This is a genomic window from Flavobacterium sp. W22_SRS_FK3 (genome assembly GCF_052113665.1).
In the GTDB taxonomy this organism is placed as follows: Bacteria; Bacteroidota; Bacteroidia; order Flavobacteriales; family Flavobacteriaceae; genus Flavobacterium.
In genome coordinates this window covers 106,951-125,863 of record NZ_JBGQOF010000012.1, presented here as the reverse complement: position 1 = coordinate 125,863, position 18,913 = coordinate 106,951, and the positions used below count along the sequence as shown (strand labels likewise).

Below are 18,913 nucleotides of genomic sequence, written 5' to 3'. Positions count from 1 at the left end.
TTATTATGTATGCATACTATTTTGGTTTGTTAATGTTGGTTTATTGATTTAAGTTTAATAAATCAGCATATCAAATAATTAAAATAAAGCGATAAATTATGATAAATATTAATTTTTTTTAACGTTTTTTTATTAATATTAAAATTATTTGTATTTTGGCTATATAAACTAACAAAATACTAACCAATGAGAGTCTATTTACTAATTATGTTGTTTATCAGCGGATTATCTTTTTCGCAGAATTCTGTTACCGGTTCTGTTACAGACAGCAACAAGCAATCAATACCAGGAGCCAATATTAGCGTATCGGGTACTAACAATGGCACATCTACTGATTTTGACGGGTCATTCAAATTAAACACTACTGCAAAGCTGCCTTATACAATTAAAGTATCTGCTGTAGGTTTTGAATCAAAAACTATTACTATTGCATCGGCAAATCAAAATGTAAACATAGTTTTGAAAGATGAGGAAACAAAATTGGATGAAATTGTTGTTTCTGCGTCGCGAACTCCGGAACGTGTAATTGAATCTCCGGTCACTATTGAACGAATGGGAATTCAGGAAATCAAAAACACAACCGCCGCCACTTTTTATGATGGTTTAGAAAACTTAAAAGAGGTTAATTTTAACACCAGCAGTATTTCTTTTAAATCCATTAACACTCGTGGTTTTGCTACGGTAGCAAATACTCGTTTTATGCAATTAGTTGACGGAATGGATAATTCATCTCCAGCTTTAAACTTTGTTTTGGGTAACTTAATTGGAATTTCTGATATTGATGTAGCGAGTGTTGAACTTTTGCCTGGAGCATCTTCTGCACTATACGGCGCTAATGCTTTTAACGGTATTATGTTCATGAGCAGTAAAAGTCCTTTTACGAATGAAGGAATAAGCGTTTATTATAAATACGGGCAAACAAGCCAGGATGCAGCCGGAACAAACGACTATAATGATTTTGGAATTAGAGCAGCAAAAGCGTTTACGAAGCATTTTGCAATGAAAGCAAATTTCACCTATATGGAAGCTTCTGAATGGATCGCAGCAGATACCAGAAGTATGACTGGAGGCTCTATTGGACATGCAATGAATCAAAATTACGATGGATTGAATATTTATGGAGATGAGGTTACAACTTTTATTCCAAATGTTGGACAGGTTAGCAGAACCGGATATCGGGAACAGGATTTAACTGATAATAAAGTTAAAAGTATGAAGGCAGATTTTAGTGCTCATATTAAACCATGGGCAGATGATACTGAAATCATATTGCAATATAAAATTGGCACAGGAAGTACCATTTATCAGGGAGCAAACAGATATGCTTTGAAAGATTTCCTAATGCAGCAGGGTAAATTCGAAATAAAAGGGAAAAACTTTTTTGGAAGGGTTTATTTTACAAGCGAAGATGCTGGAGATTCTTATGACATGAGATTTGCCGGATGGAATATCAACAGACTGGCTAAATCTGATAAAAACTGGTTTACAGATTACGGAACAGCGTTTCAGTTGTCCTCTGCAGTACTTGGCCTTAATGCAAATGATGCAGCTAATTATGCCCGAAATTTTGCAGATTACAATGTTTCGCCAAATTTAGGATTAGTACCAAATACAGATCCTCTTAATCCTGATGCTCCGAGATCACCAAGATTTGAGCCGGGTTCTGCACAATTTACAAATGCACTTACAACTGTTACTTCTAATCCTGACTTAACTCAGGGTGCTAAATTTATTGATAATTCAAAATTATATCATTCAGATATAAATTACAATTTCAGAGATATTATCAAATTTGCCGAAATTCAGATTGGTGGATCATGGAGAAAATACATAATGAATTCAGAAGGAACAATTTTTACAGATTATGATGGTCCAATAGACTATAAAGAATATGGAGCTTATGCACAATTGCAAAAAAAATGGATGGATGAAAGATTAAAATTTACAGGATCTATTCGGTATGACAAAAGTCAAAATTTTGACGGTAATATTTCACCAAGAATTTCTTTTGTGTATTCTGCAGGTGAATCAAAAAGACATAATTTCAGAATATCTTATCAAACAGGTTTCCGTAACCCAACTACTCAGGATCAATATATTGGTTTAGATTTAGGCCCTTTTGCACTAATTGGTTCTGCATCTGATAATTTAGATCGTTTTCAGGAAACGCAGCCTGTTAGTCTTGCTGGCCAGGCTTTGCCAGACGTTGGGTCAACAGTTAACTTATCAGGACGCAGAGCTTACGATAATTCCTATACATTAACTTCCGTTCAGGCATTTGCCGCATCTGGAAATACTGGTGATCTTAAAGTGGCCAATCCTAAATTAGTAAAACCAGAACAAGTACAGGCTTTTGAAGCAGGATATCGCACAGTAGTCCAAAATGATTTGTCAATTGACCTTAATGCTTATTACAATATTTACAATGATTTTATGAATACTTCACGAGTAATTACACCTTATTACGGAATAGTAGGAACTGATCCTGCAGATGCAGAAGTTCAGAGAGGTTATGCTGCTTTAGCCTTTGGTGACAGAAGAGTTTATCAGGTTTACACCAATACTACTGCCCAAATCACTTCATTTGGCTTTGGAGTTGGTTTGTCTAAAAAAGTGTACAAAGACTTTGAATTAGGAGTTAATTATAATTATGCTCAATTTGATTTTGACCAATCAGAAGACCCAAGCTTTGTTGCCGGCTTTAATACGCCGAAACATAGAATTAAAGGTTCTTTTGGGAATGCTAAGGTGACTAAAAACTTAGGCTTTAATGTTAATGTAAGATGGAACACAGAATATTTATGGCAATCTTCTTTTGGAGATGGTATGATCCCTGAAAATACAGTTCTTGATGCGCAGATAAATTATGGTATTCCAAAATTGAAATCTGTTATTAAAGTGGGAGCAACAAATCTTTTTGGAAAAGATTATCTTCAGGTAGTTGGTGCAGGTATGATTGGTCATATGTGGTTTGCTTCATGGATAATTAATCCTTAAATCACAATGATATTTGGTCAAAAAAATCTTTCTTTTTAGGGCTTAACAATAAGAAAGAGCTAATAATTAAAAAGTTAATAACATGAAAAAAAATATAAAATGGCTATTCTTGGTTTCTTTAACCTTTATGGCAGCTTGTAATAATGATGATGATAACAAAACTCCGGAAGAGGTTCCGGTAACACCTGGTTCTGCAGTTTTTACAAAATATGTAGCACTTGGAGATTCTTTTGCTGCAGGATATAGTGATAATGCCTTGTTTAAAAAAGGTCAGGAAGGTGCCTATACAAATATTTTGGCACAGCAATTTGCTGCTGCAGGCGGAGGATCTTTTACAACGCCATTTATGAATGATAATATTGGTGGATTGCTTTTGGGAGGAAATGTTGTAGCCGGAACGCGCCTCTATTTTAATGGTACAGCACCGGTTAATGTAGCAGGAACTCCAACTACAGAAATTACATCTCATCTTACGGGTTCATTTGGTAATTTAGGTGTTCCGGGAGCTAAAAGCTTTCATTTAGTTGCTGCCAATTTTGGAAATGTTGCAGGAGTAGCATCGGGAGCAGCAAATCCATATTTTGCCAGATTCGCCAGTACACCTTCAACAACAGTTTTAGCAGATGCAGTTGCACAGGGACCAACTTTTTTCTCTTTATTTATTGGAGGAAACGACGTTTTAAGTTATGCAACTTCTGGCGGCATCGGCAAAGACCAAACTGGAAACATGAATCCTGCAACGTATGGCGGAAATGACATTACAGATCCAACAGTTTTTGCAAGCGTTTATTCTTCTTTGGTTACGAGTTTAACCGCAAATGGAGCAAAAGGAGTAGTGGCGAATTTACCATATATCACAGCATTGCCTTATTTCACAACAGTACCTTACAATCCACTTACAGCTAAATCACTGGGTAATAATGATGAAGCAGTTGGAAAAGCAACTATTCAGGCACTTAATACGCAATTATATGGCCCGCTAAAACAAGCTTTAACCGCTTTTAACGCAGGTGATAGAATTAATTTATTATCTGAAACAGGATCAAATCCACTATTAATTAAGGATGAGAGCCTAGCTAATTTATCTGCCCAGTTAACTGCTGCTTTTACTCCAACATTAGGCGCACAAACTGCTGCCTTTTATGGTTCTGTTTTCGGACAGGCAAGACAGGCCAAAGCTACAGACTTAGTTGTATTGCCAACAAGAACTGATATTGGTGCTGCTCCGACAGCTACTGATTCAGGGATTGGAATCGCACCGCCAGCCCCTTTAAATAAATTCGGTGTAACATATCCTTTACAAGACAAACACGTTTTGATTCCTGTAGAAACTACAGAAATTAAAAATGCAACAGATGCATATAATACAACAATTGCAGCAATTGCAACTGAAAAAGGTTTGGCATTTGTTGACACAAGAGCTGTATTGACACAATTATCAAGTACTGGAATTAAATTTGGCAATTTCAGCCTGACATCAGCTTATGTAACAGGCGGCGCTTTTTCTTTAGATGGAGTTCACCCAAGTGCAAGAGGCTATGGTTTAATTGCTAATATTTTTATAGATGCGATTAATGCAAAGTATGGTTCAACGCTCCGTCATGTTGATTTGGCTTTATACCCAATTCAATATCCGGCATCCTTATAAAAAAACATTTGTTAAATGAAGAAAGCCACTCTTTTCTAAAATGTAGTGGCTTTTTTTATTTATGAAAAAAATTGCCGTTTTCGATATTTGAGGCCTGAGTTTTAGGAATCAAACAAAAAGGCAGTATTTTTTATAAAAAAAATATTGATTTTATATTTTAAAAATTTATCTTTGCGCTCTGAAAAAAGAGGTATTTTCGATAAACCTAAATAGCTATTTAATAAACACATAAGTAATGTCAAAAGTAATAGGAAAAGTTGCTCAAATCATTGGACCAGTAGTTGATGTAGTTTTCAACGGTAAAGATGTTGAACTTCCAAAAATTTATGATTCATTAGAAATCACAAAAAAAGACGGAACATTGTTAGTTCTAGAAGTACAATCTCACATTGGTGAAAACACGGTACGTACCATTTCGATGGACTCAACTGACGGTTTGAGCAGAGGTTATGAAGTGGTTGGGACAGGAAATCCAATCAAAATGCCAGTTGGACCAGATGTTTACGGACGTTTGTTTAATGTAATTGGTGATGCTATCGATGGTTTAGGAAACTTGCCAAAAGATGGTGATAATGGATTATCTATCCACAGACCAGCACCTAGATTCGAAGATTTATCAACTTCTTCTGAAGTTTTATTCACAGGTATTAAAGTAATTGATTTGATTGAGCCTTACGCAAAAGGGGGTAAAATTGGATTGTTTGGTGGTGCCGGTGTTGGTAAAACAGTATTGATTCAGGAATTGATCAACAATATTGCAAAAGGTCATGGTGGACTTTCAGTATTCGCAGGAGTAGGTGAAAGAACACGAGAAGGAAATGACTTACTTCGTGAGATGTTAGAGTCAGGAATTATTAAATATGGTGATGATTTCATGCACTCTATGGAAAATGGAGGATGGGATTTGTCTAAAGTAGATATGCCAGGAATGAGAGAGTCTAAAGCTACTTTCGTTTTCGGTCAAATGAATGAACCACCTGGAGCTCGTGCCCGTGTAGCACTTTCAGGATTATCTATCGCAGAGTATTTCCGTGATGGAGCCGGAACTGATCAAGGGAAAGACGTATTGTTTTTCGTTGATAACATCTTCCGTTTTACACAAGCAGGTTCTGAGGTATCAGCACTTTTAGGACGTATGCCTTCTGCAGTAGGATACCAACCAACTTTGGCAACAGAGATGGGAGCTATGCAAGAGCGTATTACCTCTACAAACAAAGGATCTATTACATCTGTACAAGCGGTTTACGTTCCTGCGGATGACTTAACTGACCCGGCGCCGGCAACAACGTTTGCTCACTTAGATGCTACAACTGTATTGTCTCGTAAAATTGCTGAGCTAGGTATTTATCCAGCGGTTGACCCGTTAGATTCTACTTCAAGAATTTTGACTCCACAGATTTTAGGGAATGAGCACTACGACTGTGCACAAAGAGTAAAAGAGATTCTTCAAAAATACAAACAATTACAAGATATTATCGCAATCTTAGGTATGGAAGAATTATCTGAAGAAGATAAACTTTCTGTATCGAGAGCACGTCGTGTACAACGTTTCTTATCTCAGCCTTTCCACGTAGCAGAACAATTTACAGGTATTCCTGGAGTTTTGGTTGATATTAAAGATACTATTAAAGGATTCAACATGATTATCGACGGTGAGTTAGATCATCTTCCTGAGGCAGCTTTCAACTTGAAAGGTTCTATTCAGGATGCTATCGAAGCTGGAGAAAAAATGTTGGCTGAAGCATAATCAAGCACAGCTTGATAAACAACAAAAAATAAAAATTCCAAATTCCAAAATTGGGATTTGGAATTTTATAATTTGGAATTTAAAAAATAGTTATGATTTTAGAAATAGTATCACCAGAGGCAAAATTATTTTCAGGAGAAGTAACTTCAGTTACATTACCTGGAGTTGATGGAAGCTTTCAAATATTAAATAATCACGCTCCTATTGTTTCTATTCTGGAAAAAGGAACTGTAAAAATTGCAGCTCCAAAATTTAGTTTTTCTAAAGATGTAGCGAGCAAATTCACGAAAGTAAATGAACAGACCTATACATTAGAGATCAATTCAGGTACAATCGAGATGAAAGACAATAAAGTAATTGTTTTAGTTGACTAAGATAATTTCAAAATAAATGAAAAGCCAGACAGAGATGTTTGGCTTTTTTTGTTCAATAATCTTAGTTACATGGAGTAAGTTTTTTCTGGTAAAAAATTATTTCTCCTTTACAAACTCCATAATGTCTCCAGGCTGGCATTCCAGAATTTCGCAGATAAGTTCTAAAGTCGAAAACCGAATAGCCTTTGCTTTTCCTGTTTTCAAAATAGAAAGATTTGCTGTTGTAATGCCAATTCTTTCTGCTAATTCATTTGAACGCATTTTTCTTTTGGCGAGCATTACATCGAGATTTACAATGATTGGCATAATTTATATTGTTAATTCATTTTCTTCTTCTAATACTCTTCCTCTTTCTATTAATTTGGTAAGCAAAACCAATACACTACCTAAAAAAATGATGTACATCTCCACGTCAATAACTGGATTAAATGAAACATGTATATTTTCGAAATAGGTGTCTCGTAAAGATCTTAAGATTTGAGGCACTATTGTTACATTCCCAAATAATTTCACATCAATAAAAGTATAGATTAGGGGAATTAATTGTGAAAAAAGTAGTAAATAACCAAGTTTAGCTATATACTTTGAAAGAATTTTCGAAAAATAAATTTCTTTAGCCAGTTCTTTTAAAATTAATGCTAAAAAGTACATTTCCAGAATATAAAAAAGAGAATTTATTTAAATATTCTCTTAGCATTAAAGCCAGGTTTGTTAAAGTACTTGTGGTTTTAATCCTTAAATATTGGGAGTCTCCAATATGTTCATGTTTAATAAATCGAAATGAATTCGGTTTTCGATTTATATAATTTCCATTCTCATAAACCATAACAGATTTTTCTTGCATAGTATTTACATTGTATAGGTTTACAGCTTTTACTTTTTTATTTTCTTTTAAAAATTCATTCTTTACAGATGGATATGAATCTGCTGTAACAGCACCAAGTATGATTTATTGACATTGATGGAATCAGGAATTTGTACCGTTAGTGTAACAGGTACTAAAGATCCTTCAGAATTTTTACTTCCTATTGTAAAAGTAGTATTGCCAGTCTTATAAATATATTGTCCATCGTTGCCAAAAAATCTTGCGGATATTCCAATAATAAAATAAGCAGCAGTAACAATTAATATAAATGATATAGCAAAATATAACAATGAGGCAAAGTATTTGGTTGATTTCATAATGATTAGGTTTTGATACGGTGTAAATATATAAATTATTGATAAACAATAAAAAATAATTAAAAAACGATGTTTTTTTTTAAATATTGATGTAATTTTTTTAATGGATATTTTAATAATTAAAAGTCAATATTTTTTGAATTAGGAAATTGGCATCATGATCCTGTTATTTTCTCTAACTTTGTTTCTATGAAATTACCGGAAAACCTGATTCAAAAGCTCGAAAATCGAAAGCAGAATAATTCGTTGAGAAAATTGCCAAGTTTTAATAATCTTGTCGATTTTTCTTCTAATGATTATATTGGATTTTCTAAATCTGAAAAGGTTTTTAAATTGGCACATCATTATCTAATCGAAAATGATATTATTCAAAACGGAGCGACAGGTTCCCGTTTAATTTCCGGCAACCACTCGCTATATCAAATTGCAGAAAACTTTATAAGTGAATTTCATGATGCTGAAGCAACTTTAATCTTTAATTCGGGTTACGATGCCAATGTTGGTTTTTTTAGCGCTGTACCGCAACGAAATGATGTTATTTTGTACGATGAACTAAGTCACGCTTCTATTCGCGACGGAATTGTTATGTCTAATGCTAAATCATACAAATTCAATCATAACGATTTTGAAGATTTAGAACGTTTAATCCTGAAATTTCCAGACACCAATATTTACATTGTTACCGAAACCGTTTTTTCTATGGATGGCGATAGTCCGAATCTTGAAGAATTGGTTCAGCTTTCTGAAAAATACAATTGTTATCTTGTTGTTGATGAAGCGCACGCTTTAGGCGTTTTTGGTGAAAAAGGTGAAGGTCTATCACAATATCTTACTTTACAAAACAGAATTTTTGCCCGCATCATGACTTTCGGGAAAGGGTTAGGATGTCACGGAGCTGTTATTTTAGGAAGTCAGAAACTTAAACAATATTTAGTAAACTTCGCCCGAAGTTTTATTTATACAACAGGATTACCTCCGCATTCTCTAGCAACAATTTTAGTTGCTTATCAGCATTTAGAAATTGAAAAAGAAAACATTGAAAGACTACGCCAAAACATTGTGTTCTTCAATCAGCAGAAAAATTTATTAGGCTTAAAACCAATGTTTGTCCGAAGTAAATCTGCCATTCAATCTGCTATTATTCCTGGAAATGACAAAGTAAAAAAAATGGCACAACAGATTCAGGAACAAGGCTTTGATGTCAAACCAATTCTTTCGCCGACAGTTCCGGAAGGTCAGGAACGTCTGCGTTTTTGTATTCATAGTTATAATTCTGAAGAAGAAATTAATCAGGTTTTAGAATTATTAAGAAATTACATTTTTTAATCTAAATCTGTTTCACAAAGCTTCGCAAACAAAAATTCAACAAAATCTCTTTATTTTCTTTTTGTATTTTTTCCGAATCTCAGCGTAACATTTGTATTTACTCATTTAAAAAAAGTTTGTTTTTTTTGTAACGTTTTAATTATTCGATTACTTACGAGTCGTAATCAAATAAATCAATATAATTATGAAAATAGCATCACCTTCAAAAAGCGAAAGAAATTCGGACTTTGTATTTGTATTTTCGACTTCTCTCGGATTAGGCTACACTTTAGTAAATCACTTTATTTTAAATAAACCAAGAACAGAAACACTTGTTGTAATGATTTGTTTATTTGCTGCCTCGATAGCTTCCTGGCAACGAAAAAAAAACATAAAGTAATAACAGCGGATTTCAATCATCAATCAATTATCAACTTAATCAATCAACGAAATGAAAAATTTATTTAAATCAGTAATAACAGCTATCACAATTATTTTTAGTTTGTCTACACAGGCGCAAACAAAATCCCCAAAACTTGAAAATTCACTTTTGTGGGAAGTATCAGGAAACGGATTATCAAAACCGTCTTATTTGTATGGAACGATTCATATGATTTGCTCAGCAGATTATTTTCTTTCCGAAAAAACAAAAAAAGCATTAGCCTCTTCAAATAAATTAGTCCTGGAAATTGACCTTTCTGACCCAAAACAATTGACCGATATGCAGCAAATGGCAATGGGCAAAGAACCGCTTAGCAAAACATTAGGTGCTCAGGATGTATTAAAACTGGATAATATTCTGCAAAAGAAGACAGGAATGACCATTGAGCAAGTAGACAGCTATAGCTTATTTACGATTATGAGTTTAGTTATGATGAAAAGTTTTGGCTGTAATGATTTGAAATTCTACGAAATGAATTTTATAGAGACTGCAAAACAACGAAAACTCCCGATTATTGGACTGGAAACCGTAAAAGAGCAAATGGATATGTTTGGAAAAGCCTATTCTGATACAGAAATGATTAAAATGCTGGAAGAATTCAACAAAGAAGAAACCGATAAATTGGTTGCAACATACAAAGAAGAAAACATCAACTCTTTATATGATATCATTACTGATGAAAAAATTATAAATGAAGAAACCAAAAAAGCAATTCTGGATAACAGAAATCAAAATTGGCTAATAACAATACCTGAAATAATAAAAAAGGGAAACGCATTCATTGCAGTAGGATCAGCACATTTAGCCGGTGAATCTGGTGTTATTAATTTATTGAGAAAAGCAGGATACAACGTTAAACCAATAATGAACTAGTACGGTTTTGAAAGAAAAAGAACAAGAATTTTTAACCCGAATTGAAAAGCACAAAGGAATCTTATACAAAGTTTCTAAAATGTACATGGACAATCATGATGATCAACAGGATTTGTTTCAGGAGATTGTTTGTCAGCTTTGGAAATCGTATGAGTCCTTCCGGAACGAAAGTCAGTTTTCGACCTGGATGTACCGGGTAGCCGTAAATACCGCAATCGTTTTCCTAAAAAAGGAAAAACGAAAGGTTGATAAGTACGAAATAGTCTCAGAAAACATTAAAGACGACGAAGGAGATTCGGCTATAAAAGAAAGTCAGTTAGAACATTTTTATAAAGCAGTTCAAAAACTGGAAAAAATTGACAAAGCCATTATCTTCTATCAACTAGAAGGATTCTCACACAAAGAAATTGGCGAAAACTTAGGGATTTCGGAAGGTAATGCCAGAGTAAAATTAAACAGAGCAAAAGAAAAATTAAAAGAAATTATAAAAAATCAAGGTTATGGATTTTAACGATATACAAAACGCATGGAATAATGAGAAGACTGAAAATGTCCTTCTACCTGATAATTTAGAAAAAATACATTCAGCAAATACGCCTTTGGATAAAATTAGAAAAAATTTAAAAAATGAATTAATTTACCAGACGATCTCTGTTCTCTTAATCGCATTTACACCGTATATTTTTCATTTTGAGCAAAAATTCATAATGCCTTTTTATTTGTTGTTTAGCATGTTTACGGCGGTTTGTGTTTATTATTTGGTAAAGCTTTATTTGTTTTATAAAAGACTAAACAACATTGCCTTAAAAACAAAAGACAATTTATACGAAACCTATTTTGATATTAGACTCAATATGGAATTGTACAAAACGTTTGGTTTTGCTTTAACCCCTTTTATGGTTTTATTCCTGGTGGTTTTTGTCTATTATCAAGCTTTAAAATCGGCCAATTTTAGCATTCTTGAGTTTAACAATACAGAACTAATTAGCATATTTTCTGTTGTTGTTTTTACCATGCTTTTTATGGGATTAATGTTGGAATGGTGGGTTCATTTTTTCTATGGTAAGTACGCCAAAGAAATAAAGAAAGTAATAGACGAATTAAAAGAAGAGTAAAAAATGCAGCCCATCGTAATGATGGGTTTGTTGTTTTATTGGTATTTTTGCATGTTATTAAAACAAAACAATGAAAATATTTGTAACAGGAATTTCTACGGATGTTGGAAAAACGATTGCTTCTGCTATTGTTGTCGAAGCTTTGGAAGCAGATTACTGGAAACCGATTCAGGCGGGAGATTTGGATAATTCGGATAGTCATAAAGTAAAAGCTCAAGTTTCGAATTCTAAATCACAATTTTATCCAAATGCATATCAGTTAAATACGCCAGCGAGTCCGCATTTGGCAGCTGAAATTGATGGAATTATAATTGATTTAAAACATATTCAGGAACCAAAAACAGCTAATCATTTGGTAATCGAAGGTGCTGGCGGAATTTTTGTTCCGTTAAACGAAAAAGATACGATTATAGATTTAATTCAGCCAGAGTATAAAGTGATTGTAGTTTCAAGGCATTATTTAGGAAGTATCAATCATACTTTATTGACCATTGAAGCCATTCAAAACAGAGGATTAAAGGTGTCCGGAATTATCTTTAGCGGAAGCGAAAATAAAGCAACAGAAAGTTTGATTTTGAATAGAACGGGCATCAAAAATATCGGAAGAATTGACGAAGAACCTTATTTTGATCAAAATGTAATTCGCGAATACGCCGATTTGTTTAAAGATAATCTTCTCGCATTAGAAGAATCTAAAATCTAAAATCAGAAATCTACAATTTACAACAGATGACTTTACAAGAAAAAGACAGACAATACCTTTGGCATCCTTATACCCAGCACAAAACTTCGCAAACGCCAATAGCTATTTCAAGAGGAAAAGATGCTTTGCTTTGGGACGAAAACAATAAAGAATATATTGATGCCATTGCATCGTGGTGGGTAAATCCGTTTGGGCACAGTAATAAAATTATTGCTGATGCGATTTACAAACAACTGACAACTTTAGAACACGTTTTATTTGGCGGCTTTACCCATCAACCTGCGATTCAGGTGGCTGAAAAATTAATGGATATTCTTCCAAAAAACCAGCAGAAAATCTTTTTTTCAGACAATGGTTCAACTGCTGTTGAAGTGGCAATCAAAGTAGCGTTGCAATATTTCTTCAATAAAAATGAAAAGAGAACTACGATCATTGCTTTTGAAAATGCCTTTCACGGCGATACCTTTGCTGCTATGGCAGCAAGCGGAATTTCATTTTACACGCAGGCTTTTCAGGGAATGTTTATTGATGTGGTTCGGATTCCGGTTCCTGTAAAAGGAAAAGAACAAGAAAGTTTTGATGCTTTAAAAAATGTAATTCAAAATCATAACTGTGCCGGATTTATCTTTGAACCTTTGGTTCAGGGTGCGGCCGGAATGGTTATGTATGAACCTGAAGCTTTAGCTGAATTAATCAAAATTTGTACAGCAAATAACGTTTTAACAATCGCTGATGAAGTGATGACAGGTTTTGGTAAAACAGGTAAAACCTTCGCTATGGATTATGTCTTAGAAGATCCGGATATGATTTGTTTGTCCAAAGCTTTGACCGGAGGGACAATTCCGATGGCAATTACAACTTTTACCCAAGATGTTTTTGATGCTTTTTATGATGATGACATCAATAAAGCGTTGTTTCACGGGCATACGTTTACAGCGAATCCAACGGGTTGTGCTGCTGCATTGGCAAGTATCGATTTACTGCAAACGGATGAAATGCAGGCTAATATTGAAAGGATCAATAAGAACCATTTAGCATTCAAAAAGAAAATTGAAAGCCATCCAAAAGTAATTACCGCCAGAACCTTAGGAGTTATTTTTGCAGTAGAAATCAAATCAGATGCTGAGGAAAGCTATTACGGCTCAATGCGTACCAAACTATATAATTTCTTTATTGACAAAGGTGTTATTTTACGCCCCGTTGGCAATATTGTGTATATTCTTCCTCCCTACGTTATGACAGATGAACAACTTGAAAAAGTATATTCGACGATTGAAGAAGCTATTATAATGGTATAGTTTTTTTTACCATATAAGTCATATCAGCTCATTTGAAAAACTTACTTACATAACTAACTTATATGGCTTAATTTTACATTAAAACATGGCGAACTTTGCGTAAACTTTTGCGAACTTTGCGGTAAATAAAAAGACATTGAATACTAAAATCGCTATAACTGCTTTTTCTTCCCTATCACCATTAGGAAATAATGCCGAAGAAGTCTGGAAAAAATATCTAAACAACCAACATTGTTTTTCAACACAGTTTCTTGATCAGCAGGAAACTTCGGTTGCTGCTTTAAGTAATGAATCAAAACAAATTGTTATTGCAGTTCGGGAATCAGATTCTAAATATAAATTTTTGGATGATTCGGTTTTGTTTGCTTTGAAAGCTTCGAGACAAGCCTTTAAAAAAGCCGGTTGGAATTCAGAAGATATTTTCGGAATCAATATAGGATCTTCACGTGGAGCAACTGATTTATTCGAAAAACATTATAAAGAATATATTGATACCGGAAAAGCGCAGACTTTGGCTTCGCCAACTACGACTTTGGGAAATATTTCGTCCTGGATTGCGCATGACCTACAGACTACAGGTCCTGAAATTTCACATTCTATTACTTGTTCTACCGCTCTTCATGCTTTATTAAATGGAGTTGCATGGCTGAAATCGGGAATGGCAGATAAATTTTTGGTAGGTGGAAGTGAAGCACCTTTAACCGATTTTACGATTGCTCAAATGCGTGCTTTAAAAATCTACTCCCGCATTAATCAGTCTGAGGAAACTTGGCCAAACTTGGCATTTGATTTTGAAAAAACACAAAACACGATGATTTTGGGCGAAGGAGCCGCAGTTTGTTGTTTGGAAGCAGGAGAAAAAGAAAATGCTATTGCGTATGTTACAGGCGTTGGGTATGCCACCGAAATTTTAGAGCATAACATATCTATTTCTGCAGAAGCTGATTGTTTTCAGAAATCCATGAAAATGGCTTTAAAAGAAACGGATTTAAAAGATGTCGACGTTATTGTGATGCATGCTCCTGGAACCATAAAAGGGGATCTAACCGAAATGCGTGCTATCGAAAAAGTATTTGGAGAAAATTTACCTTTGCTGACCACCAATAAATGGAAGATTGGCCATACTTTTGGAGCTTCAGGAATGTTGAGTTTTGAATTGGCACTTTTGATGATACAACATGATACATTCATCAATGTTCCTTTTGCAAAACAGCAAAATAAAAAGAAATCGATTCAAAAAATACTGATTAATGCCGTTGGGTTTGGAGGAAATGCAGTTAGTATTCTGATTGAAAAAGCATAATTCATAACAATATTGAAATAAAAAAAGGCTCAAAGTTTTACAACTCTGAGCCTTTTAATTTTTATAAAAGCTTCAAATTAATTGATGCTGTTGAGCATATCTGCAATTTCATCTAATCTTGGTGTCAGGATAATTTCGATTCTACGGTTTTTAGCTTTCCCTTCAGGAGTTGCATTACTTGCCAAAGGTGAAAATTCGCTGCGTCCTGCTGCTGTTAATTTTTGTTTGTTGATTTTAGCATTTTCGCTTAAAATAGCCACAATTGCTGTTGCTCTTTTCGTTGATAAGTCCCAGTTGTTTGCAATAGGGCCTGAACTTGAATATGGATCATCATCTGTATGGCCTTCAATAAGAACCGAAAGATCAGGATTATCGCCTAAAACTTTTCCAAGTTCTACAACTGCTTTTCTACCTTCTGTACCTACTGCCCAGCTTCCTGAATTAAAAAGTAGTTTATTTTCCATAGAAACATATACTTTTCCGTTTTTCTGTTCAACAGTAAGACCTTTTCCTTCAAAACCATTTAAGGCTTTAGACAGGGTTTCTTTCAGGGTTCTCATTGCGGCTTCTTTAGCTGCAATCATCGCTTCTAATTCATTCAAACGATTTGCTGTTTTGTCTAAACGTGCCTGTTCTTCCGCTAAAGCTTTTGATTTTGCTTCTAATTGTGCTAACAATTCACGGTTTTTACTCATGTTCTTCTCCAATGCATCGTTACTGTTTTTCTCTAATGCATTATAAGAATCCTGTAAAACTTTGAACTTCTTTTGTTCAGCAGCTAAATCGGCTTTTTGTTTTTCAAGCTCTGCTTTAGTACTGTTTAAATCTTTAGTTAATTTATCACGATCTAATTCTAATTGATTTTTTGCTTTTTGTAATTCGGCATTTTCATCAGCAATAGAACGATTTTCTTTTTTTAAATCTGAATATTTAGATTCAAGATCGTTGTAAATTTTCTTGGATACGCAGGATGTTGAAAGTGCTAAAATCAGTAATCCGAGTGAGACTTTTTTAATCATTTTACTTTTGGTTTTATGTGGTATTAATAATCTAAATTTCTTATTTAACGGAGAGCTTAGCCCTGATGGGAGGGAAAATCCTTTTGTGCCGGGGTTCGGCGCAAAAGACTTGGAAGGACAGCAGGAAATTGCTCCTCCGAAATCCAAATCCAACTGAACTTATTTGTACGTTTTAAAACGCTATTCTCTTTACAATAACAATACCAAAATTACTCGATTTCGACTAAAACAGGGCAATGGTCTGAATGTATGGCATCTGGCAAAATAACAGCACGTTTTAACCTGTGCTCTAAAGGTTCGCTCACCAGATTATAATCAATTCGCCAGCCTTTATTATTTCCTCTTGCTCCGGCGCGGTAACTCCACCACGTATAATGATGCGGATCTTTGTTGAAATGACGAAAACTATCAATAAATCCCGTTTTCATAAAACCGTCAAGCCAGGCACGCTCTGCAGGTAAAAATCCGGATACGGTTTTGTTACGAACAGGATCATGAATATCGATGGCTTCATGGCAGATATTGTAATCTCCACAAATAATTATATTGGGAATAGTAAGTCTTAGCTCGTTTACATACGTTTGAAAATCATCCATAAACATAAACTTATGATCTAATCTTTCAATATTGGTTCCGGAAGGAAGATACAAACTCATTACCGAACAATCATCAAAATCGGCACGAAGATTACGTCCTTCAAAATCCATGTGGTGAATCCCGGTTCCGTAAACAACATTGTTGGGTTTAATTTTAGATAAAATAGCGACTCCGCTATATCCTTTTTTTGTTGCAGGGTAGTAATACTGATACGGATAACCTGCAGCTGTAATATCTGCGGTCGGAATTTGTTCTTCAGTTGCTTTAATTTCCTGAAGACAAATTACATCAGGATTTGCCTGTTGAAGCCAGTTGATAAATCCTTTTGAAATCGCAGCGCGTATTCCGTTTACATTATAAGAAATAATTTTCATTCGGTTTTTTTAGATTCCCAAAAGTAATAAAAATGCGGAAAGTTTGCATAACAAACATTAAAAGTAGAGTTTTTTGTTATCTTTGTTCGCTGTTCTAATAAATTAAAAATAGTACATGGGTTTAGTTACCGCGAAAGAAGTTGCAAAGGCAATAAATGTTGATAAGTACGGAGTTTTTGGTACTTTTTCAGGCTGGATTCTTATGAAGGTTCTTAAGATATCAACCCTTAATAAAATATACGATCATAACAAACATTTAGAAGACGTTCCCTTTTTGAACGGAGTATTAGACGAATTACAAATTAAGTTTGAAATCCCCGAAGAGGACTTAAAACGTTTGCCAAAAGACGGCGCTTACATCACAATTTCGAATCATCCGCTTGGAGGAATAGACGGTATTTTGCTTTTGAAATTAATGCTCGAAAGAGAACCTAATTTCAAAATTATCGCCAATTTTTTATTACACCGAATTGTGCCGCTTAAAAAATACATCATGCCTGTGAATCCTTTTGAAAATCATAAGGATGCCAAATCAAGTGTGGTGGGAATTAAAGAAACGTTACGCCATTTAAGTGATGGAAAACCGTTGGGGATTTTCCCTGCCGGGGAAGTTTCGACCTACAGAGATGGAAAGCTGGTAGTTGATAAACCTTGGGAAGAAGGCGCTTTGAAACTCATCAGAAAAGCTAAAGTTCCTGTTGTTCCTATTTATTTTCATGCTAAAAACAGCAGATTATTTTATTGGCTTTCTAAAATTGATGACACTTTACGCACCGCTAAATTACCATCAGAATTGCTAACGCAAAAGGACCGTGTGATTAAGGTTCGTATTGGAAAACCAATTTCTGTCAATGAGCAAAATGAAATTGAATCTTTTGAAGAGTATTCAGAATTTTTAAGAAAGAAGACGTACATGCTGGCCAATCCTTTTGAAAAGGATCATAAATTACTGGATACTGCTAATTTAAAAATTCCGAAAGCACCTAAAAAAATTGCGACTCCAGCCAATGAGTTACAGATGATTGATGAGGTAAATATGCTTAGAGGAAGTAATTGCCGCTTATTACAGAGTAAAAATTACGAAGTGTTTTTTGCAACAGCGAAATCAATTCCGAATATTCTTCATGAAATTGGCCGTTTACGTGAAATCACTTTTCGCGAAGTTGGAGAAGGAACAAACGAATCTATCGACTTAGATAAGTTCGACCAATATTATCACCATATGTTTTTATGGGATGAGGATACTAAAAAAATTGCCGGTGCTTACCGTATGGGATTAGGCTCTGAAATTTATCCAAAATATGGTCTTGAAGGTTTTTATCTGAATGATCTTTTTAGATTTGAACCGGAACTGCATGATATGATGCACAAATCGATCGAAATGGGTCGGGCTTTTATCATAAAAGAGTATCAGCAAAAACCAATGCCTCTTTTCTTGTTATGGAAAGGTATTATTCATACAACATTACGTTATCCGGAACATAAATATTTATTGGGCGGCGTGAGTATCAGCAATCAATTCTCTGATTTCTCTAAATCTTTGATGATTGAGTTTATGAAATCAAACTATTATGATCCTTATATTGCACAATACATTCATCCAAAAAAAGCCTATAAAGTAAAACTGAAAGATGCCGACAAAGATTTCATCTTCGACGAAGCCGAATCAGACTTAAACAAATTTGACAAAATTATTGATGAACTGGAACCTGGAAATTTACGTTTGCCTGTTTTAATTAAAAAATACATCAAGCAAAATGCCCGTGTAGTTGCTTTTAACGTGGATCCTTTGTTTAATAATGCCATAGATGGTTTAATGTACATTAGAATCGCAGATATTCCGGAAAGCACTATGAAACCGGTTATCGAAGAATTTCAGATAGAATTGGAGCGTAAACTATCCGAAAAAGAGGATATCAATTAAAAAGAAATATAT

18 protein-coding genes are annotated in these 18,913 nt (G+C 34.4%); 13 read left to right on the top strand and 5 right to left on the bottom strand.

Going from position 1 to position 18,913, the window contains the following annotated elements; genetic code table 11:
* Positions 1-186: 186 nt before the first annotated feature.
* The 4 genes from ACEN2I_RS13510 (at position 187) to ACEN2I_RS13495 (ending at position 6,766) form a co-directional block, all read left to right on the top strand.
* Positions 187-2,997 (top strand): carboxypeptidase-like regulatory domain-containing protein, encoded by a 2,811-nt coding sequence (locus ACEN2I_RS13510; protein WP_441766629.1) that lies wholly within the window; start codon positions 187-189, stop codon positions 2,995-2,997.
* An 82-nt stretch (positions 2,998-3,079) separates the two neighbouring features.
* Positions 3,080-4,645, top strand: coding sequence for a G-D-S-L family lipolytic protein (locus ACEN2I_RS13505; protein WP_441766628.1), 1,566 nt, complete (start codon positions 3,080-3,082; stop codon positions 4,643-4,645).
* 235 nt (positions 4,646-4,880) lie between these two features.
* Positions 4,881-6,392: a F0F1 ATP synthase subunit beta gene (gene atpD, locus ACEN2I_RS13500; protein WP_441766627.1), complete on the top strand. Its 1,512-nt coding sequence runs from the start codon at positions 4,881-4,883 to the stop codon at positions 6,390-6,392.
* A gap of 92 nt (positions 6,393-6,484) precedes the next feature.
* Complete coding sequence (locus tag ACEN2I_RS13495; RefSeq protein WP_441766626.1) at positions 6,485-6,766, top strand: F0F1 ATP synthase subunit epsilon; 282 nt, start codon at positions 6,485-6,487, stop codon at positions 6,764-6,766.
* A gap of 96 nt (positions 6,767-6,862) precedes the next feature.
* Here ACEN2I_RS13495 and ACEN2I_RS13490 read toward each other — a convergent pair whose 3' ends face one another.
* The 3 genes from ACEN2I_RS13490 to ACEN2I_RS13480 all read right to left on the bottom strand — a co-directional run bounded on the left by ACEN2I_RS13490 (position 6,863) and on the right by ACEN2I_RS13480 (position 7,948).
* Positions 6,863-7,072: a helix-turn-helix domain-containing protein gene (locus ACEN2I_RS13490; protein ID WP_441766625.1), complete on the bottom strand. Its 210-nt coding sequence runs from the start codon at positions 7,070-7,072 to the stop codon at positions 6,863-6,865.
* A gap of 3 nt (positions 7,073-7,075) precedes the next feature.
* Positions 7,076-7,417 (bottom strand): hypothetical protein, encoded by a 342-nt coding sequence (locus ACEN2I_RS13485; RefSeq protein WP_441766624.1) that lies wholly within the window; start codon positions 7,415-7,417, stop codon positions 7,076-7,078.
* A gap of 255 nt (positions 7,418-7,672) precedes the next feature.
* A complete protein-coding gene (locus tag ACEN2I_RS13480) occupies positions 7,673-7,948 on the bottom strand; it encodes a hypothetical protein (RefSeq protein WP_441766623.1) in 276 nt (91 codons plus the stop codon).
* Between the two features lie 189 nt (positions 7,949-8,137).
* Here ACEN2I_RS13480 and ACEN2I_RS13475 point away from each other — a divergent pair, with 189 nt between their 5' ends.
* From ACEN2I_RS13475 to ACEN2I_RS13440, 8 genes are all read left to right on the top strand, one after another.
* Positions 8,138-9,274 carry an aminotransferase class I/II-fold pyridoxal phosphate-dependent enzyme gene (locus ACEN2I_RS13475; protein ID WP_441766622.1) on the top strand — a complete coding sequence of 379 codons (1,137 nt, stop codon included), beginning with the start codon at positions 8,138-8,140 and terminating at the stop codon, positions 9,272-9,274.
* A gap of 184 nt (positions 9,275-9,458) precedes the next feature.
* Entirely contained in the window at positions 9,459-9,653 is a 195-nt protein-coding gene (locus ACEN2I_RS13470) for a hypothetical protein (protein ID WP_441766621.1), read from the top strand.
* 51 nt (positions 9,654-9,704) lie between these two features.
* Positions 9,705-10,568: a TraB/GumN family protein gene (locus tag ACEN2I_RS13465; protein ID WP_441766620.1), complete on the top strand. Its 864-nt coding sequence runs from the start codon at positions 9,705-9,707 to the stop codon at positions 10,566-10,568.
* A 7-nt stretch (positions 10,569-10,575) separates the two neighbouring features.
* The gene (locus tag ACEN2I_RS13460) at positions 10,576-11,079 is read left to right on the top strand and encodes an RNA polymerase sigma factor (RefSeq protein ID WP_441766619.1); all 504 of its coding nucleotides are present in this window, start codon (positions 10,576-10,578) and stop codon (positions 11,077-11,079) included.
* Positions 11,069-11,683, top strand: a complete 615-nt coding sequence (locus ACEN2I_RS13455; protein WP_441766618.1) for a hypothetical protein — start codon at positions 11,069-11,071, stop codon at positions 11,681-11,683. Before ACEN2I_RS13460 ends, ACEN2I_RS13455 begins: the two co-directional genes overlap by 11 nt.
* A 70-nt stretch (positions 11,684-11,753) precedes the next feature.
* Positions 11,754-12,386, top strand: coding sequence for a dethiobiotin synthase (gene bioD, locus ACEN2I_RS13450; protein ID WP_441766617.1), 633 nt, complete (start codon positions 11,754-11,756; stop codon positions 12,384-12,386).
* A gap of 26 nt (positions 12,387-12,412) precedes the next feature.
* The gene (bioA, locus tag ACEN2I_RS13445) at positions 12,413-13,684 is read left to right on the top strand and encodes an adenosylmethionine--8-amino-7-oxononanoate transaminase (RefSeq protein WP_441766616.1); all 1,272 of its coding nucleotides are present in this window, start codon (positions 12,413-12,415) and stop codon (positions 13,682-13,684) included.
* A gap of 136 nt (positions 13,685-13,820) precedes the next feature.
* Complete coding sequence (locus ACEN2I_RS13440; RefSeq protein ID WP_441766615.1) at positions 13,821-14,987, top strand: beta-ketoacyl synthase N-terminal-like domain-containing protein; 1,167 nt, start codon at positions 13,821-13,823, stop codon at positions 14,985-14,987.
* A 77-nt stretch (positions 14,988-15,064) separates the two neighbouring features.
* Here the strand turns inward: ACEN2I_RS13440 and ACEN2I_RS13435 are convergent, their stop codons facing one another.
* The gene (locus ACEN2I_RS13435) at positions 15,065-16,006 is read right to left on the bottom strand and encodes an OmpA family protein (protein ID WP_441766614.1); all 942 of its coding nucleotides are present in this window, start codon (positions 16,004-16,006) and stop codon (positions 15,065-15,067) included.
* 209 nt (positions 16,007-16,215) lie between these two features.
* On the bottom strand, positions 16,216-16,977 hold the full coding sequence (locus ACEN2I_RS13430; RefSeq protein ID WP_441766613.1) for an exodeoxyribonuclease III: 762 nt from the start codon (positions 16,975-16,977) through the stop codon (positions 16,216-16,218).
* Positions 16,978-17,092: 115 nt separating this feature from the next.
* On the opposite strand from ACEN2I_RS13430, the gene ACEN2I_RS13425 reads away from it, so the two are divergent.
* A complete protein-coding gene (locus ACEN2I_RS13425) occupies positions 17,093-18,901 on the top strand; it encodes a GNAT family N-acyltransferase (RefSeq protein WP_441766612.1) in 1,809 nt (602 codons plus the stop codon).
* Positions 18,902-18,913: the final 12 nt, after the last annotated feature.

What these genes read in the sequence shown, in the direction of transcription:
- ACEN2I_RS13510 (WP_441766629.1), top strand. Translation starts at nt 187, where the DNA reads ATGAGAGTCTATTTACTAATTATGTTGTTTATCAGCGGATTATCTTTT.
- ACEN2I_RS13505 (WP_441766628.1), top strand. Translation starts at nt 3,080, where the DNA reads ATGAAAAAAAATATAAAATGGCTATTCTTGGTTTCTTTAACCTTTATG.
- atpD (WP_441766627.1), top strand. Translation starts at nt 4,881, where the DNA reads ATGTCAAAAGTAATAGGAAAAGTTGCTCAAATCATTGGACCAGTAGTT.
- ACEN2I_RS13495 (WP_441766626.1), top strand. Translation starts at nt 6,485, where the DNA reads ATGATTTTAGAAATAGTATCACCAGAGGCAAAATTATTTTCAGGAGAA.
- ACEN2I_RS13490 (WP_441766625.1), bottom strand. Translation starts at nt 7,072, where the DNA reads ATGCCAATCATTGTAAATCTCGATGTAATGCTCGCCAAAAGAAAAATG.
- ACEN2I_RS13485 (WP_441766624.1), bottom strand. Translation starts at nt 7,417, where the DNA reads ATGTACTTTTTAGCATTAATTTTAAAAGAACTGGCTAAAGAAATTTAT.
- ACEN2I_RS13480 (WP_441766623.1), bottom strand. Translation starts at nt 7,948, where the DNA reads ATGAAATCAACCAAATACTTTGCCTCATTGTTATATTTTGCTATATCA.
- ACEN2I_RS13475 (WP_441766622.1), top strand. Translation starts at nt 8,138, where the DNA reads ATGAAATTACCGGAAAACCTGATTCAAAAGCTCGAAAATCGAAAGCAG.
- ACEN2I_RS13470 (WP_441766621.1), top strand. Translation starts at nt 9,459, where the DNA reads ATGAAAATAGCATCACCTTCAAAAAGCGAAAGAAATTCGGACTTTGTA.
- ACEN2I_RS13465 (WP_441766620.1), top strand. Translation starts at nt 9,705, where the DNA reads ATGAAAAATTTATTTAAATCAGTAATAACAGCTATCACAATTATTTTT.
- ACEN2I_RS13455 (WP_441766618.1), top strand. Translation starts at nt 11,069, where the DNA reads ATGGATTTTAACGATATACAAAACGCATGGAATAATGAGAAGACTGAA.
- bioD (WP_441766617.1), top strand. Translation starts at nt 11,754, where the DNA reads ATGAAAATATTTGTAACAGGAATTTCTACGGATGTTGGAAAAACGATT.
- bioA (WP_441766616.1), top strand. Translation starts at nt 12,413, where the DNA reads ATGACTTTACAAGAAAAAGACAGACAATACCTTTGGCATCCTTATACC.
- ACEN2I_RS13435 (WP_441766614.1), bottom strand. Translation starts at nt 16,006, where the DNA reads ATGATTAAAAAAGTCTCACTCGGATTACTGATTTTAGCACTTTCAACA.
- ACEN2I_RS13430 (WP_441766613.1), bottom strand. Translation starts at nt 16,977, where the DNA reads ATGAAAATTATTTCTTATAATGTAAACGGAATACGCGCTGCGATTTCA.
- ACEN2I_RS13425 (WP_441766612.1), top strand. Translation starts at nt 17,093, where the DNA reads ATGGGTTTAGTTACCGCGAAAGAAGTTGCAAAGGCAATAAATGTTGAT.